Consider the following 11,538-nt stretch of genomic DNA (forward strand, 5'->3'; position numbering starts at 1 on the left):
GTCAGTCGAAGCGATCAGTTCCCGTCGGTACGCGTCCCGTGGTACGTCGTAACGTCTCCCGCCTGGCATTGACGTACACGATTTTTTGGCTCAAACTTAAACACCCGCCACAAAACCCAGGAATCTGGTATGTTTTCGGAGATGTTGGTGAAGCGTCAGCGGTCGGCGATCCGTTCGCCGGTCTCCAGACCGTTTCGGAGGGCGGCGTGGACGCGGGCTTCGCCGGCCACCCAGTCGCCAGCGAGGTAGAGCCCGTGGTCGGCCGCCCGGTCGACGACCCCTTCGTCGACGCCGTCGTCGGCCAGCGCGTAGCGCCAGTGCTGGGTGTCCGTCCAGTCGGGATCGGCCAGTCGCTCGTCTTCGAGCAGCTCGGCCACCCGCTCGGCGGCGGCCGCGGTGATGGTGTCGTCGGCGTCGTCGTAGTGGTCGACCGACCAGTCGGGACTCATCTGGACGATCAGCAGGCTCTCGTCCGCTGGAACGTGCCCGTCCTTGCACTCCTCACGGGAGACCCACCCCACGTCGTGTTCGTCGTCCGTGTTGACCAGCGCGTAGTAGGGCCGGTCGATTTCGAAGGGATAGTGCAGGACCGCGGTGACGATGGACCGGTACGGCACCACGGCAACCGCTTCGCGCAACCGCCGGCAGAGTTCGTGTTCCCAGTTCGCACAGCCGAGTAGATCCGCCGTCTGCGGGGCCGGTGGGGTGAGCAAGACGGTGTCGAAGTGCCCGAGATCGGTGTGGTCGGTGTCGTAGAGCCGCCAGCCCTCGTTCTCGCGGACGGGTTCGGACACGCGGACGCCGTTCTCGACCGTCGCGTCCGTCGCGCCGAACAGCCGCTTGGCCAGCTGGGTGATGCCGGCCTCGTAGGTCCACTTGTGTGCGTCGGCGTCCCGGCCTTCCGAGATCTCGCCGTCGGCATCGAACACCCAGACCGGTTCCGGGATGTCGACCAGCCCCTCGGTGTCGAGTTCCTCGGTCAGCAGTTCGGTGACCCGGTCGTCGTCGGATTTGACGTAGTTCGCACCGTGATCGTACCGGCAGTCGTCGCGGCGACGCGTCGCCGCGCGGCCACAGACCCCTCGGCTCTTCTCGAAGACGGTGACCGTCGCGTCGGCGTCTGCCAGCGCGTAGGCGGCACCCGCACCCGCCGCGCCGGCTCCAACGATTGCGATGTCGTCAGCCATACCTGTAATTCGGGTGCGAGGGTCAAAGTTCCCCCTGCCGTCGGCCACTGGCACGTCCCCGCCGCTCACGCGCTGTCGGGAGCTTCTTTGCCCTGGGGTGGGGATGTGGGGCCATGCGACGCAGAATCTACCTGATCGCCGGGGTCGTGCTGGCCGTGACCTCGTTCCCGACGCTCCTGCTGGGAATCACCGACGACCCCTACAACGCCGTCGGCACACTCCTGCTCGGGATCGGCGGCCTGCTGTTCGTCGTCGCGGCCCGCCGGGACGAAGTTGAGGTTGGGGACTGGACCATCTCCTGGCACCAGTTCGTCGGCGGCGCGGACGTGGCCCTCGGGCTTGGCTTCCCCCTGACGCTGGTGAATCCCGTGCTGGCGGGGACGGCCACGACGACCGAGTACACGTTCCTGATCGCCGGAATCGTCGGCGGCCTCGTCCTCGTGTTCATCGGCGTCGACGTACTTCGTGGGAGCCGCTACGTCTCGCTCGGCAGCGACGGCGAATCCGCGCTCTGAATTCACCGAAACGGCTACAGCCGCTTGGACACGTACGGCCCGTCCTGATAGTAGTCCAGTTTCTCCCGGTAGTACTGCCGGACGCCGATCCCCGAGAGGACCGATAGCTTCTCGTAGCCGTTCTCGACCGCCAGCTGTTCGGCCCGTTCCAGCAACCGTCGGCCGTAGCCGCGGTGCTGGTGCTGGTCGGCCTCGCTCTGCTGGCCCACGCCGACCTGGCTCCCGTACACGTGGAGTTCCCGCACCAGCGCAGCGTTCTCCAGCTCTTTTCGCACCGGGTCGTTGGGCTCTCGCACCCGACAGAAGCCGATCAGGAGGTCCTTCTCGGGATCCTCGAAGGAGAGGAAGTGTTCGGTGCCGCCGCCAGCCTCGTATTCGAGTTTCTGCAGTTCCACCTGCTCGGGCTCCTCGTCGTTCATCCCGACCTCGCGACAGCGGATACAGTCGCAGGTCCAGTCGTGCTCCTCCATCCGCTGGCGGGCCAGCTGTCTGAGGTTGGACTTCCAGACGCCGCCCTCGATGAAGTCCGCGGGGATGTCCCGCTGGACGCGCTGGAGGCGGGTGTACTCGGGGATCATCGACTTGATCTCGGCGACGAGTTCGGCGGCTTCCTCGTTGCCGAGGGGGTCGAACTCGTCGCGGTGGTACATGTCGTAGGTCGCCGTGCCCTCGACGATCAGCGTGGGGTAGATCTTGAGATAGTCGGGCCGCCACTCGGATTCCTCGAAGATGCGGCGGAAATCTTCGAGACACATCTCCTTGCTCATCCCGGGCTGGCCGGGCATCATGTGGAAGCCGACCTTGAACCCCGAGTCCCGCAGGCGGCGGTTGGCGTCGATGGAGGCCTGCACGCCGTGCCCGCGGTGCATCTCGCGGTTGATCCGCTCGAAGGTGGTCTGGACGCCGACTTCGACCTTCGTCCCGCCCAGATCGAGCATCCGGTCGATCTGCTCGGGGTCACACCAGTCGGGCTTGGTCTCGAACGTGGTCGCGACGTTGCGCACGTCGCCGACCTCGTTCTCGGCGATCACGTCTTCGAGGTAGCTGAACTCCACGTTCTCGGGAGCCTCGGCGAAGCTCTCGCCCTCGGCGGGTTCGGGCTGGGTGTCGGCGTCGTAGTCGTTCATCGCCTCGATGGCCCGCTTGACGAACCACTCCTGGTAGTCGTGCGACCGGGCGGTCATCGTCCCGCCCATCAGGATGAGTTCGACCTTGTCGACCGGGTGGCCGATCTCCCTGAGCTGTTCGAGTCTGAGCGTGACCTGCCCGTAGGGATCGTAGTCGTTCTGCTTCCCGCGGGCTGCCGCGGGCTCGTGGCCCGTGTAGCTCTGGGCGCTGGAGAACTCCGAATCGGGCCCGCCGGGACAGTAGAGACACTTCCCGTGGGGGCACCGCTCGGGCGAAGTCATGATGGCGACGGGGGAGACACCCGACGCGGTCCGGACGGGCTTGCGCTGGAGAACCTCCTCCAACTCCTCCCGGCGTTCGAAGGGCACGTAGTCGAGCAGTTCCGAGTTCTTGGGGACCTTCGGCGAGGAGAACTCCGAACAGACCTCCAGCTTGGCCTGCTCGACCTCGTCGCGTTCCAGTTCGCCCGCGAGGATCCGGTTCACGAGTTCCTCACAGACCTGCTCGAACGCCTCCGTCTCGGTCGGGTCGGTCGTCTCCGTACTCATTGCCGCTTGGTCAGTAGTGGACGCGTCGCGAGAATAAGGGTGTCGGCTCGGGTTATCTGTGCGTGGAGCCACGGGTCACGGTGGTCGACTTCGATTTCGGCCATATCTTGATTTGGGTCGCCCACGAACTCCCCGGAAACGCTCCGCACATGAACGATATCTGGGACGACGGAGAGATACGAGAGCCGTTCAGACGTGACTTCCACGCCCTGGCCAAGCGCACGAACGGCGAAGTCGAGGTCGACGGCGAGTCGACGATGTTCTGTGCCTTCGAACCGACACCACAGCGGTCGACGATGCGCGTCGGCGTTTACTTCGCGAACGGGCGACAGACACTGCGGTTCGACACCGTTCGAGAAGAGATCGAACTGGCGATGGTCAATCAGTACGAGATCTCTCGCCCACGGTTCACTATCAGTTCGGAACGGGGCAGTCGGACCTTCGAGCTCAACGCTGCCAGCGGTGAGTGGAACGTCTCGAAAGAATCAATCTGAGGTCGTCTCGACGCCTGAGACACCGACTCTCTACGCCACGTCGGCGACCGCGTCCAGCACGGCGTCCAGCACGGCGTCGCGCTCGCCCGAGAGGAACTCGAGACAGCCGTCACGGGTGCTCTTGGCGTGGAGTCCTGCGTTCGGGGCTTCCTCGGCGGCGGTCGCCGCGACCGCGCGCACGTCGAGTGCCGAGGTGGAGCGCAGGTAGAGTTCGTCGGAGGCGAGCCCGACGACCACGTCCACGTCGTCGCGGTGACGGCGGAACAGTGCGTCCAGCAGGAGGTTCGTCGGCGGGAACTCGTAGCGGTGCGCGAAGGCGTCCGTGTCCAGCACGGCGACCTCGATGCCGTCCACGTCACGATATTCGAGGTTCGCCTCCGCGGTCTCGACCTCCGCATCCATCTTCGTCCGGAACTGCTCGCTGACGTGACCTGCCAGCCCACGCTCGTCGTCGGTCTCGGGGAAGAGGAGGTCGGCGATCAACTCGCGTTTGTCCTCGTAGGACTGGTAGTAGGCTTCCAGCGCGATGGCCTCGCGGATCTCGCGCGTGTCGTCCTCGTCGTAGCCGGCCTCGGCGGCCAGGTCGACGTAGGAGTCCGGGGCGTCCTCCCAGAAGCTCACGGCGGGGAGGTGACCGATCTCCTCGCGCACGTCCTCGTCGACGTGGGCGGCGACGGTCGCGGCGATGGCGCTCGCGGTCGTCTCGGCGTCGCTGTCGGTCAGCGACGGCGAGACCAGCGTGTCGACGGCGTCGCCGACCTCGGGGTCGGCCTCGGCGGCGTCGAGGACCACGCGGTCGGCGTCGTAGACGGAGAGCATATCGAAGCCGTCCATCGACTCGCGGGTCGCGCCCGCGGCGACGAAGACGAACAGGGGCAGTTTCTCGTCGTGGCGCTCGCGGTTGTCGAGCATCCCCGTCACGTCCTGGGTGGCGTCCTGCATATCGTAGACGCCGTCTTCGAGGGGCCGGCGGTCGAAGTAGTGGTATTCGGCGTCGGCCGAACCGTGCTGGTCGCGGACCAGCGGGAGCGTCGCGCGTTCGACGGCGACACCGCCGATGTAGCCGTCGACGGTAGCGTTGTGCCGGACGACGACCGGCCGGTCTTCGAGGACCGCACGGCGGATCGCGGTCGCGGCTTCGCGCACGCCGTCGATAACGGCGTCGACCGCGGGATCGTCGGCCAGCGGTGCCACATCCTCGGGGCGGGCCTGCTCGGTCAGCGCGTCGGCCATCCGCTCGGAGACGGCCGCGTGTTCGTCGTCTTCGAGGACGACCAGCGCCTCGGTCTCGACCTGGAGTTCGCCGCGGCGACGGCGGACCTCACCGTCGAGCCTGACGAGGTCACCCTCCTCGACTTCGGGGTAGGCGCGGACGCCCGCTTCCTTGAACGCGGCACAGTCGACCACATCGGTCTCGTCACGAAGCTCGAAGACGGTCGGGCCGCTGGTCTGGCGGATGTCGGCGACCTCGCCCTCGATGCGCACGTCGTCGCCGACGCGGTCCTCGAGCGTCTCGACGGCCACCTGCGTGCGCTCGACGGCGGACTGCTCGCCGTCGGTCTGTGGTTCGGCCTCGACGACGGCCGCACCGCCGGAGCCACCGGCGTCGGCGGTCTCTGTCTCGGTTTCGGTGTCGTCGCCCTCGGATCCCGAATCGTCGTCGGTGGCGGGTGCGCCGGTCTGGCCCGTCTCCCGCGCGTCGTCGCGCTCGCTCTTGTCGGGGACCTGACCCACCGTTTGGCGGACCGGCCCATCGTCGTCCTCGTCCTCGTCCTCGCCCTCGTCGTCTTCGACGTTCTCTTTCAGCAGGGCGAAGTCCTCGTCGGGGTCGTCGATCAGCGTGCCCCGGAACTCCCGTTCGGACTGGCGGATCGACCACCCGAGGTCGATGTTCCCGTTGTCACGCACGTTCTTGACCTGGACGAAGACGGTGTCTCCGGGCTCCCAGTCGAGGCTCTCGAGTCGCTGGTCGAGTTCACTCCGGTGGAGGAGACCGGTCACCCGGTCCGCGATGTCCACGAAGACGCCGAATTCGGCGTATCCGTCGACCGTGCCTCGATAGAATCGCCCCGGCGTCAGCTGGTCTGCGTTCGTACCGCGGAACTCGAAGACCACGTCCTGCTGGTGTGTCTCGCAGATGTGCCCTTCGACAGACGTTCCGCAAATGATACAGCTTCCCATTACCGGAAGCAAACAGACCCGGCCTAAAACTGTTGTCGAATTGCGCCGGGGACTCTCGTCACCCTCGGTGGCACGTGAACACCCGACACTGCTCCCGATCACACCGGCCAGCCCATCACTCGAACACGTCGCTTTCCTCCTCCAGCATCTCGATCCCGCGGGCGATCTCGCGGGCCTCCTCGGGGAACAGCGCGACCTCCAGTTCGTTGCCCTCGCCGTCCTCGAAGGCGAGTTTCACCCGCTTGTCGCCGAACTCCCGTACGTCCACGCCCTCGACGTCGTACAGTTTCGCCGTTGCCGCTTTGTTCGTCGGCCCCACGTTCTTGATCGATCCCTCTTTGAGTTCGATCATGAACTCCTCGAGTTGCAGACTGAGCATACCGGGCCTTCGCCCGCCACCGATTAAAACGGTAGGGCGAGCCCGACCTCAGTCAGCACCGCACTCGCGGCCCCGAAGCCACGGAACCCGTAGCCGAAGACGATAGCCGCCGGCACGGCGACGACCGGGACCGCTTTCCAGTAGGGCAGGTCGTGGACCTCGGCCATCCCGACGACGAGCAGGACAACACCGACCGCCGTACAGGCCACCCGCAACTCGGGAATCGCCGGGCCGGCGAACACGCAGGGTGCGGTCGAGTAGGCCAGCACCTGCACCGTCTCGCTGACGCCGCCGCGGTCAGGTGCGATCGCCATCAGGATGAGCGTCTGGAGCGCCGCGGTCAGGTGCAACGCCGCCGGCATCACCAGAACGACCGCGAGTGCGAGAAACAGGGCCCGGGAGGCGATCGGCTGGCCGGCGACCACGGGATACACGTCCGGGATCAGCGCGAGGCGCGTCAGTTCCTCGATCAGGACGACGACGGCCGCGAAGATCAGCCCCGGCGCCTGATCGCCGGGCGCGATACCCGCCCGAAAGAACCGGCGGGGACGGACCAGCACCTCGGCCCACGCCCGCGCAAGCGCGACCGGGCCGCGGTCCCGCCCGCCCGTCGGATTCTCGACCCACTGGGTCACACCGATAGTACGGAGCCTCCGGGCTTGACGGTTGCGGGTTCCGGTCGCCCTCGCCAGCCGGCCGGTCAGTCGTCCGCGCCGACGTTCTCCGTGCTCTCCATGCAAGGGGGATCGGGCTCGATCGTCGCGTACTCGACGGCCCGTTCGCCCAGCACGGCGACCCGATCGGCCGCGCCCTCGTCGACGAACCGCCAGTCCGCCGCGTCGCCTTCGAAGGCATCGCCGGCTCGCGGGATCGCGGCCTGGTGGGGGAGGACCCAGGCGTTCAGCGCCCGACAGACCGACCGCAGGTGCTCCAGTGCAGTGATGGGAAAGCTCCCGCCCGCGACGGCGAGCAGCCCCACGGTCTTGTTCTCGAACTCGTCGAACCCACAGTAATCCAGCGCGTTCTTCAGCGGCGTGGCGTAGGAGCCGTGATACACGGGCGTTCCGAGGAGGAGAGCGTCGGCCGCGCGCACCCGTTCGGTGAAGGCTGTGGCGTCGCCCGCCTCGCTCGCGTCGGCGTCGTAGACGGGCAGGTCCCACGTTCGGAGGTCGAGCAGTTCCGTCTCGCCGCCGGTCTCGGCGGCCCGATCGAGGGCGTGTTCGAGGCCTTTTCGAGTGTGGCTCTCGTCGCGAAGACTCCCGCAGATCGCGACGATACGTGGTCGTGACATGGCTGTCCTGTGGTACCGGCCTCGGATAAATACCGGTCGGGGTCGGCCCACTGTGGCTGGCTCGCCGAGCGGAAAATAGTCAGATTTTTCGTGTCGTTGGCCGGTTCCTGTGGTATGGCTGCACGTGGCTCCCGAGGTGAATCCCCATGCGTCGAGTTGCCGACCGTAGTCCCGTTCGACATCCCACAGCTGAATCGGTTGAGCTGGGAGCTCGGGTCCCGAACTGTCGACGACGAGACAGCGACGCTTCGGAGCCGCTGGACGGACACGGAGAGCCAGTGGCGACTCGCCGTCTTCTCCGTGACCGATGGCACCGTCGTCATGCGTATCCGGACGCCGGTCGGCCGGGGCCGGTTCTACGGGGCCGCGAAGGTGGACCTGGCGAACGCACTGCCGGCGCTGGAGGCGTCGGACCGCTGGCAGCGACTCGACTGACTGCGGCACGTCGTCGGGACGACAGGTAAGGTCTACCTACTGGCGAGAACGACGACCCGCGTTTATTGTTCCGGTCGGCGTCGCCAGTGACATGGACTTCGACGAGTTCACCGGCCAGGTACAGCATCGGCTCGAACTCCCGGGGACCGGCCACGCGGTCCGTGCGATCCGTGCGACGCTGTCGACGCTGGGCCAGCGGATCCCGGCCGACGCCGCCGAGGATTTCGCCGCCTCGCTCCCGCTCGAGATCAAGTGGTATCCCACGGGCGCGGTCGACAGCCACGGGGAGCGATTCGACTGGACCGAATTCCTCGAGCGCGTCAGCGAGATCGACGGGCAGGATAAAGCCGAGGTGGCGTATCACGCCCGGGTCATCGTGGATCTGGTCGCCGAGGTCGTGCCCGAGTCGGACTTCCAGCAACTGCGCGACCAGCTCCCCGAGAGCCAAGAGAGCGAGAACTGGGGGCAACTCTTCGAGATCGTCGACGCCGGCGGGTGGAGCGAGAGCCAGGAGCGGGCGGTCGGCGGCGGCCCACAGGGCGGCGACTGACGGAAGCACTATTTCGGCGCTGGCCCTGAGCCGGGATATGAAAGAGGCCGTCCGGGCGAACTTCGACGAGAGCGTCACCGCGTACGACGCCTACGAACGCCGAACGAACCGGTTCACCACCCTCGCGCGACTCCTGCGAGCGGAGATGGCCCGGCGGACGGGCGCGTTCGACGCGATTCTGGACGCCGGTGCCGGAACGGGGATCAGTACGCGCGTGTTCACCGACGACGAGAACCGGACGGTCGCGCTCGATCTCAGTCACGATATGTTGCGTGAGGTCGCGGACGGCGAACCCGTGCAGGGGGACTTCGACGCCCTCCCCTTCACCGACGGAGCGTTCGACGCCGTGGCTTTCACGGCCTCGCTCTTTCTCACGCCCGAGCCCGAGGCCGCGGCCCGCGAGGCCGCACGCGTCCTCCACCCGGGCGGCGTCGTCGGGGCGGTCGCCCCGCTGGGTTGGGTGCAAGCGGACGGCACCGACGTGTTCGCCGAGCTCGACCGGACCTCCCGGTCACCGGCCGACGCGGGTGCAGTCCGGACGGCGCTCGAGTCGGCGTTCACGGTCGAGACCGGGATCTGGCGGTTCGCGACGACCGCCGAGGACGTGCGGCGGTTCCACTCGATCCCGGCGATGGCGGCCCGGCTCTACCCGAAGCTGTCGACCGAAGAGCGGATCGACCGAGCGAACGACCTGCTGGCCGAGCTGGATGGGACCGTCGAACAGCGCTGGCGGTGGGTCGTCGGGACGGCGTGAGCCGAGCGGCCGCTACTTCCGGAGGCGGGCGACGGCCTCGCCGTCGCGCTCGTCGACGGCGACCAGCCCGTCGTCGGCCAGATCCGAGAGGAGGCCGCGCAACCACTCGCGGCCGTACTCGCCGTCGGGCACGTAGTCGACGCGGACTTTCGGCCCCAGGTCGTCCAGCGCGAGTTCCCGGTCGTCCTTGAGCGCGCTCACGACACGGCCGCGCATCTGTCGGCGGCTGCCCTCGAACTCGGGCTGGGTGGGCACGTCCGGCGCGGTGAAGTCGCCGGTCTCGTAGGCGTGACAGAACTCCCGCCAGGGACAGCCCGCCGCGTCGCAACTGGGCGTCTTCTCGCAGGCCACCCCGCCGAGTTCCATGATCGCGTTGTTCCAGACGCGGGACTCGCCCTCGGGCATGAGTCGCCGGGCCGCCCGCTCGAAGGCGCTGTCGTCGTCCTCGACGTCGAAGGCACGGTGGAGGACGCGCTTGACGTTCGTGTCGACCACAGCGTCGCCGTTGTTGAACGCGAAGGAGGCGACCGCGTTGGCCGTGTAGGGACCGACGCCCATCAGCTCGGAGAGTTCGTCCGGGTCGCGGGGGAACTCGCCGTCGTGGTCGGTCAGGACCTGCTCGGCGGCCTCGTGGAGGTACTTCGCGCGGTTGTTGTAGCCGAGGCTGTGACTGGTCCAGAAGCCGACCACGTCCGCGCGCTCGGCCGCGGCCAGGTCGGCGACGGTGGGCCAGCGGTCCAGAAACGACTCCCAGGCGTCGACCACGCGGTCGAGCTGAGTCTGCTGGCTCATCACCTCCGAGACCAGAATCTCGTAGGGGTCTTCGGTCCGCCGCCAGGGGTAGTCCCGGTGGTCCGCCTCGTACCACTCGATCAGCGCCGTCCTGACGGCCGTCTGGTCCACCCCGGACAGCGCCGCGGGAGCGTCCTCGCTCATCGACACGGCGTAGGGCCGATCCCCGCTTACGCGTGGCGGTTCCGGCCCGACCCTGCGAACGGTGGATGTCACGGGGACCAGCCGAAAGCGGTTTCCTCGGCCGCCGTCACGTCCCGGCCATGAGCCTGGACGATCTCAAAGACGACGTGGAAGCCAATTACGCGGACCTGGGCGAGTCCCTCGACGTGGAGCTCGACCGGGAGACGCGCAACGAACTCGCGATGCTCGTCGCCGCGATGGAACCCGACGACGTGGGCGAACTGCTCCGTCGGGCCGTCCATATGCAGTTCCAGACCGCCGTCGAGACCGGGAACCTCGATTTCCACCTCCGGAACGCCTACGACGTGACCTACGACGAGTACCTCTCCGGAATGACCTTCGAGGAGATGACCGGCGGTCAGTTCCCCCAGCAACAGCAGAAAGACGACCGACGCTACCAGTTCTGAACGGTCGCGTTCGCGCGGCGTCGCTCACCTACGGCTGATCTCCCGTTTCGGCCGTCAGCGACAGCTCTAAATCCGCGCCGCAACTGTTGCACTCACCCTCCCGAATCACGTCCTTCAGCAACATATCCCTGAAACAGGCAGGACAGGAGATGCCAGTCATCGGCCCCAGCATGAACTCGAACGTGTTGTCTCCCGTGACCGTGAACTCCTGTCCCTGCGGCGCGACGCCGTCGTCCGTTCCGGCCGGCTCCGAAGACATGAGGGATGGTACCACACCACACCTTGTAAATCTTCGTCAGACATCGAGAACGAACCGACCACAGTTGCCGGGTCAACTGGCCGCGTCGACGGCCGCTGCTATAGTAACCGTTAGAACTTTCTGCCCACAGTGTGTTGCAAGAGATAATGGATCATCTCGACGAGATCTCCGTCGAGGAACTGCAAGATGCCCTCGACAACGTAGACGAGAAGAAGCCGACACAGCGACTCTTAGCGGCTATTGCGTACAAGAACGGTGTTACGCAGAGCGAGCTAGCCGAGTGGTACGACGTTCAGCGGCGCACAATCTATAGCTGGCTCAAGCGACTCGACACTGACGAGTCGCTTGAGCAGGCTGTATCTGATGATAAGCGAACTGGGAGAAAACGAAAACTCCCAGAATCACAGCAAAAAGAATTCGAAGCAACTGTTCACG

At 66.7% G+C, this 11,538-nt stretch carries 15 protein-coding genes; 7 read left to right on the forward strand and 8 right to left on the reverse strand.

The features are described from left to right. Positions 1 to 155: 155 nt before the first annotated feature. Positions 156 to 1,187: an NAD(P)/FAD-dependent oxidoreductase gene (locus BMX17_RS21445; RefSeq protein ID WP_092663943.1), complete on the reverse strand. Its 1,032-nt coding sequence runs from the start codon at positions 1,185 to 1,187 to the stop codon at positions 156 to 158. Between the two features lie 113 nt (positions 1,188 to 1,300). Between BMX17_RS21445 and BMX17_RS21450 the strand changes: the two genes are divergently transcribed. Beyond that, positions 1,301 to 1,702: a DUF7994 family protein gene (locus BMX17_RS21450; protein WP_092663945.1), complete on the forward strand. Its 402-nt coding sequence runs from the start codon at positions 1,301 to 1,303 to the stop codon at positions 1,700 to 1,702. A gap of 14 nt (positions 1,703 to 1,716) precedes the next feature. Here the strand turns inward: BMX17_RS21450 and BMX17_RS21455 are convergent, their stop codons facing one another. Next, positions 1,717 to 3,378, reverse strand: a complete 1,662-nt coding sequence (locus BMX17_RS21455) for a tRNA uridine(34) 5-carboxymethylaminomethyl modification radical SAM/GNAT enzyme Elp3 (RefSeq protein WP_092663947.1) — start codon at positions 3,376 to 3,378, stop codon at positions 1,717 to 1,719. A 149-nt stretch (positions 3,379 to 3,527) separates the two neighbouring features. Between BMX17_RS21455 and BMX17_RS21460 the strand changes: the two genes are divergently transcribed. Further along, the gene (locus tag BMX17_RS21460; RefSeq protein WP_139203637.1) at positions 3,528 to 3,872 is read left to right on the forward strand and encodes a hypothetical protein; all 345 of its coding nucleotides are present in this window, start codon (positions 3,528 to 3,530) and stop codon (positions 3,870 to 3,872) included. A gap of 30 nt (positions 3,873 to 3,902) precedes the next feature. Here the strand turns inward: BMX17_RS21460 and BMX17_RS21465 are convergent, their stop codons facing one another. The 4 genes from BMX17_RS21465 to BMX17_RS21480 form a co-directional block, all read right to left on the reverse strand. Further along, positions 3,903 to 6,053: a DHH family phosphoesterase gene (locus BMX17_RS21465; protein ID WP_092663951.1), complete on the reverse strand. Its 2,151-nt coding sequence runs from the start codon at positions 6,051 to 6,053 to the stop codon at positions 3,903 to 3,905. A 115-nt stretch (positions 6,054 to 6,168) separates the two neighbouring features. Next, positions 6,169 to 6,432: a hypothetical protein gene (locus BMX17_RS21470; RefSeq protein ID WP_092663953.1), complete on the reverse strand. Its 264-nt coding sequence runs from the start codon at positions 6,430 to 6,432 to the stop codon at positions 6,169 to 6,171. Positions 6,433 to 6,455: 23 nt separating this feature from the next. Further along, positions 6,456 to 7,067: a YIP1 family protein gene (locus BMX17_RS21475; protein ID WP_092663955.1), complete on the reverse strand. Its 612-nt coding sequence runs from the start codon at positions 7,065 to 7,067 to the stop codon at positions 6,456 to 6,458. A 65-nt stretch (positions 7,068 to 7,132) separates the two neighbouring features. After that, on the reverse strand, positions 7,133 to 7,723 hold the full coding sequence (locus BMX17_RS21480; RefSeq protein WP_092663957.1) for an NADPH-dependent FMN reductase: 591 nt from the start codon (positions 7,721 to 7,723) through the stop codon (positions 7,133 to 7,135). 114 nt (positions 7,724 to 7,837) lie between these two features. Here BMX17_RS21480 and BMX17_RS21485 point away from each other — a divergent pair, with 114 nt between their 5' ends. The 3 genes from BMX17_RS21485 to BMX17_RS21495 all read left to right on the forward strand — a co-directional run bounded on the left by BMX17_RS21485 (position 7,838) and on the right by BMX17_RS21495 (position 9,462). Beyond that, positions 7,838 to 8,158, forward strand: coding sequence for a hypothetical protein (locus BMX17_RS21485; protein WP_092663959.1), 321 nt, complete (start codon positions 7,838 to 7,840; stop codon positions 8,156 to 8,158). Positions 8,159 to 8,249: 91 nt separating this feature from the next. Continuing rightward, positions 8,250 to 8,708, forward strand: a complete 459-nt coding sequence (locus BMX17_RS21490) for a DUF2267 domain-containing protein (protein ID WP_092663961.1) — start codon at positions 8,250 to 8,252, stop codon at positions 8,706 to 8,708. Positions 8,709 to 8,745: 37 nt separating this feature from the next. Further along, positions 8,746 to 9,462, forward strand: a complete 717-nt coding sequence (locus BMX17_RS21495; protein ID WP_092663963.1) for a methyltransferase domain-containing protein — start codon at positions 8,746 to 8,748, stop codon at positions 9,460 to 9,462. A 12-nt stretch (positions 9,463 to 9,474) separates the two neighbouring features. Here the strand turns inward: BMX17_RS21495 and BMX17_RS21500 are convergent, their stop codons facing one another. Next, positions 9,475 to 10,398 carry an HhH-GPD family protein gene (locus BMX17_RS21500; RefSeq protein WP_092663965.1) on the reverse strand — a complete coding sequence of 308 codons (924 nt, stop codon included), beginning with the start codon at positions 10,396 to 10,398 and terminating at the stop codon, positions 9,475 to 9,477. 119 nt (positions 10,399 to 10,517) lie between these two features. Here BMX17_RS21500 and BMX17_RS21505 point away from each other — a divergent pair, with 119 nt between their 5' ends. Next, positions 10,518 to 10,844 (forward strand): ribbon-helix-helix protein, encoded by a 327-nt coding sequence (locus BMX17_RS21505; protein WP_092663967.1) that lies wholly within the window; start codon positions 10,518 to 10,520, stop codon positions 10,842 to 10,844. A 28-nt stretch (positions 10,845 to 10,872) separates the two neighbouring features. Here the strand turns inward: BMX17_RS21505 and BMX17_RS21510 are convergent, their stop codons facing one another. After that, positions 10,873 to 11,103 (reverse strand): hypothetical protein, encoded by a 231-nt coding sequence (locus tag BMX17_RS21510; RefSeq protein WP_092663969.1) that lies wholly within the window; start codon positions 11,101 to 11,103, stop codon positions 10,873 to 10,875. Positions 11,104 to 11,249: 146 nt separating this feature from the next. Here BMX17_RS21510 and BMX17_RS21515 point away from each other — a divergent pair. Further along, positions 11,250 to 11,538, forward strand: a 289-nt coding sequence (locus BMX17_RS21515; protein WP_139203638.1) for a helix-turn-helix domain-containing protein, incomplete at its 3' end; no start/stop codon positions are given.

This window comes from Halorientalis persicus (genome assembly GCF_900110215.1).
Lineage (GTDB): Archaea > Halobacteriota > Halobacteria > Halobacteriales > Haloarculaceae > Halorientalis > Halorientalis persica.

Excerpts from the sequence above, each read along its gene's own strand:
- BMX17_RS21445 (WP_092663943.1), bottom strand. The coding sequence starts at position 1,187 with ATGGCTGACGACATCGCAATCGTTGGAGCCGGCGCGGCGGGTGCGGGT.
- BMX17_RS21450 (WP_092663945.1), top strand. The coding sequence starts at position 1,301 with ATGCGACGCAGAATCTACCTGATCGCCGGGGTCGTGCTGGCCGTGACC.
- BMX17_RS21455 (WP_092663947.1), bottom strand. The coding sequence starts at position 3,378 with ATGAGTACGGAGACGACCGACCCGACCGAGACGGAGGCGTTCGAGCAG.
- BMX17_RS21460 (WP_139203637.1), top strand. The coding sequence starts at position 3,528 with ATGAACGATATCTGGGACGACGGAGAGATACGAGAGCCGTTCAGACGT.
- BMX17_RS21465 (WP_092663951.1), bottom strand. The coding sequence starts at position 6,053 with ATGGGAAGCTGTATCATTTGCGGAACGTCTGTCGAAGGGCACATCTGC.
- BMX17_RS21470 (WP_092663953.1), bottom strand. The coding sequence starts at position 6,432 with ATGCTCAGTCTGCAACTCGAGGAGTTCATGATCGAACTCAAAGAGGGA.
- BMX17_RS21480 (WP_092663957.1), bottom strand. The coding sequence starts at position 7,723 with ATGTCACGACCACGTATCGTCGCGATCTGCGGGAGTCTTCGCGACGAG.
- BMX17_RS21485 (WP_092663959.1), top strand. The coding sequence starts at position 7,838 with ATGGCTGCACGTGGCTCCCGAGGTGAATCCCCATGCGTCGAGTTGCCG.
- BMX17_RS21490 (WP_092663961.1), top strand. The coding sequence starts at position 8,250 with ATGGACTTCGACGAGTTCACCGGCCAGGTACAGCATCGGCTCGAACTC.
- BMX17_RS21495 (WP_092663963.1), top strand. The coding sequence starts at position 8,746 with ATGAAAGAGGCCGTCCGGGCGAACTTCGACGAGAGCGTCACCGCGTAC.
- BMX17_RS21500 (WP_092663965.1), bottom strand. The coding sequence starts at position 10,398 with ATGAGCGAGGACGCTCCCGCGGCGCTGTCCGGGGTGGACCAGACGGCC.
- BMX17_RS21505 (WP_092663967.1), top strand. The coding sequence starts at position 10,518 with ATGAGCCTGGACGATCTCAAAGACGACGTGGAAGCCAATTACGCGGAC.
- BMX17_RS21510 (WP_092663969.1), bottom strand. The coding sequence starts at position 11,103 with ATGTCTTCGGAGCCGGCCGGAACGGACGACGGCGTCGCGCCGCAGGGA.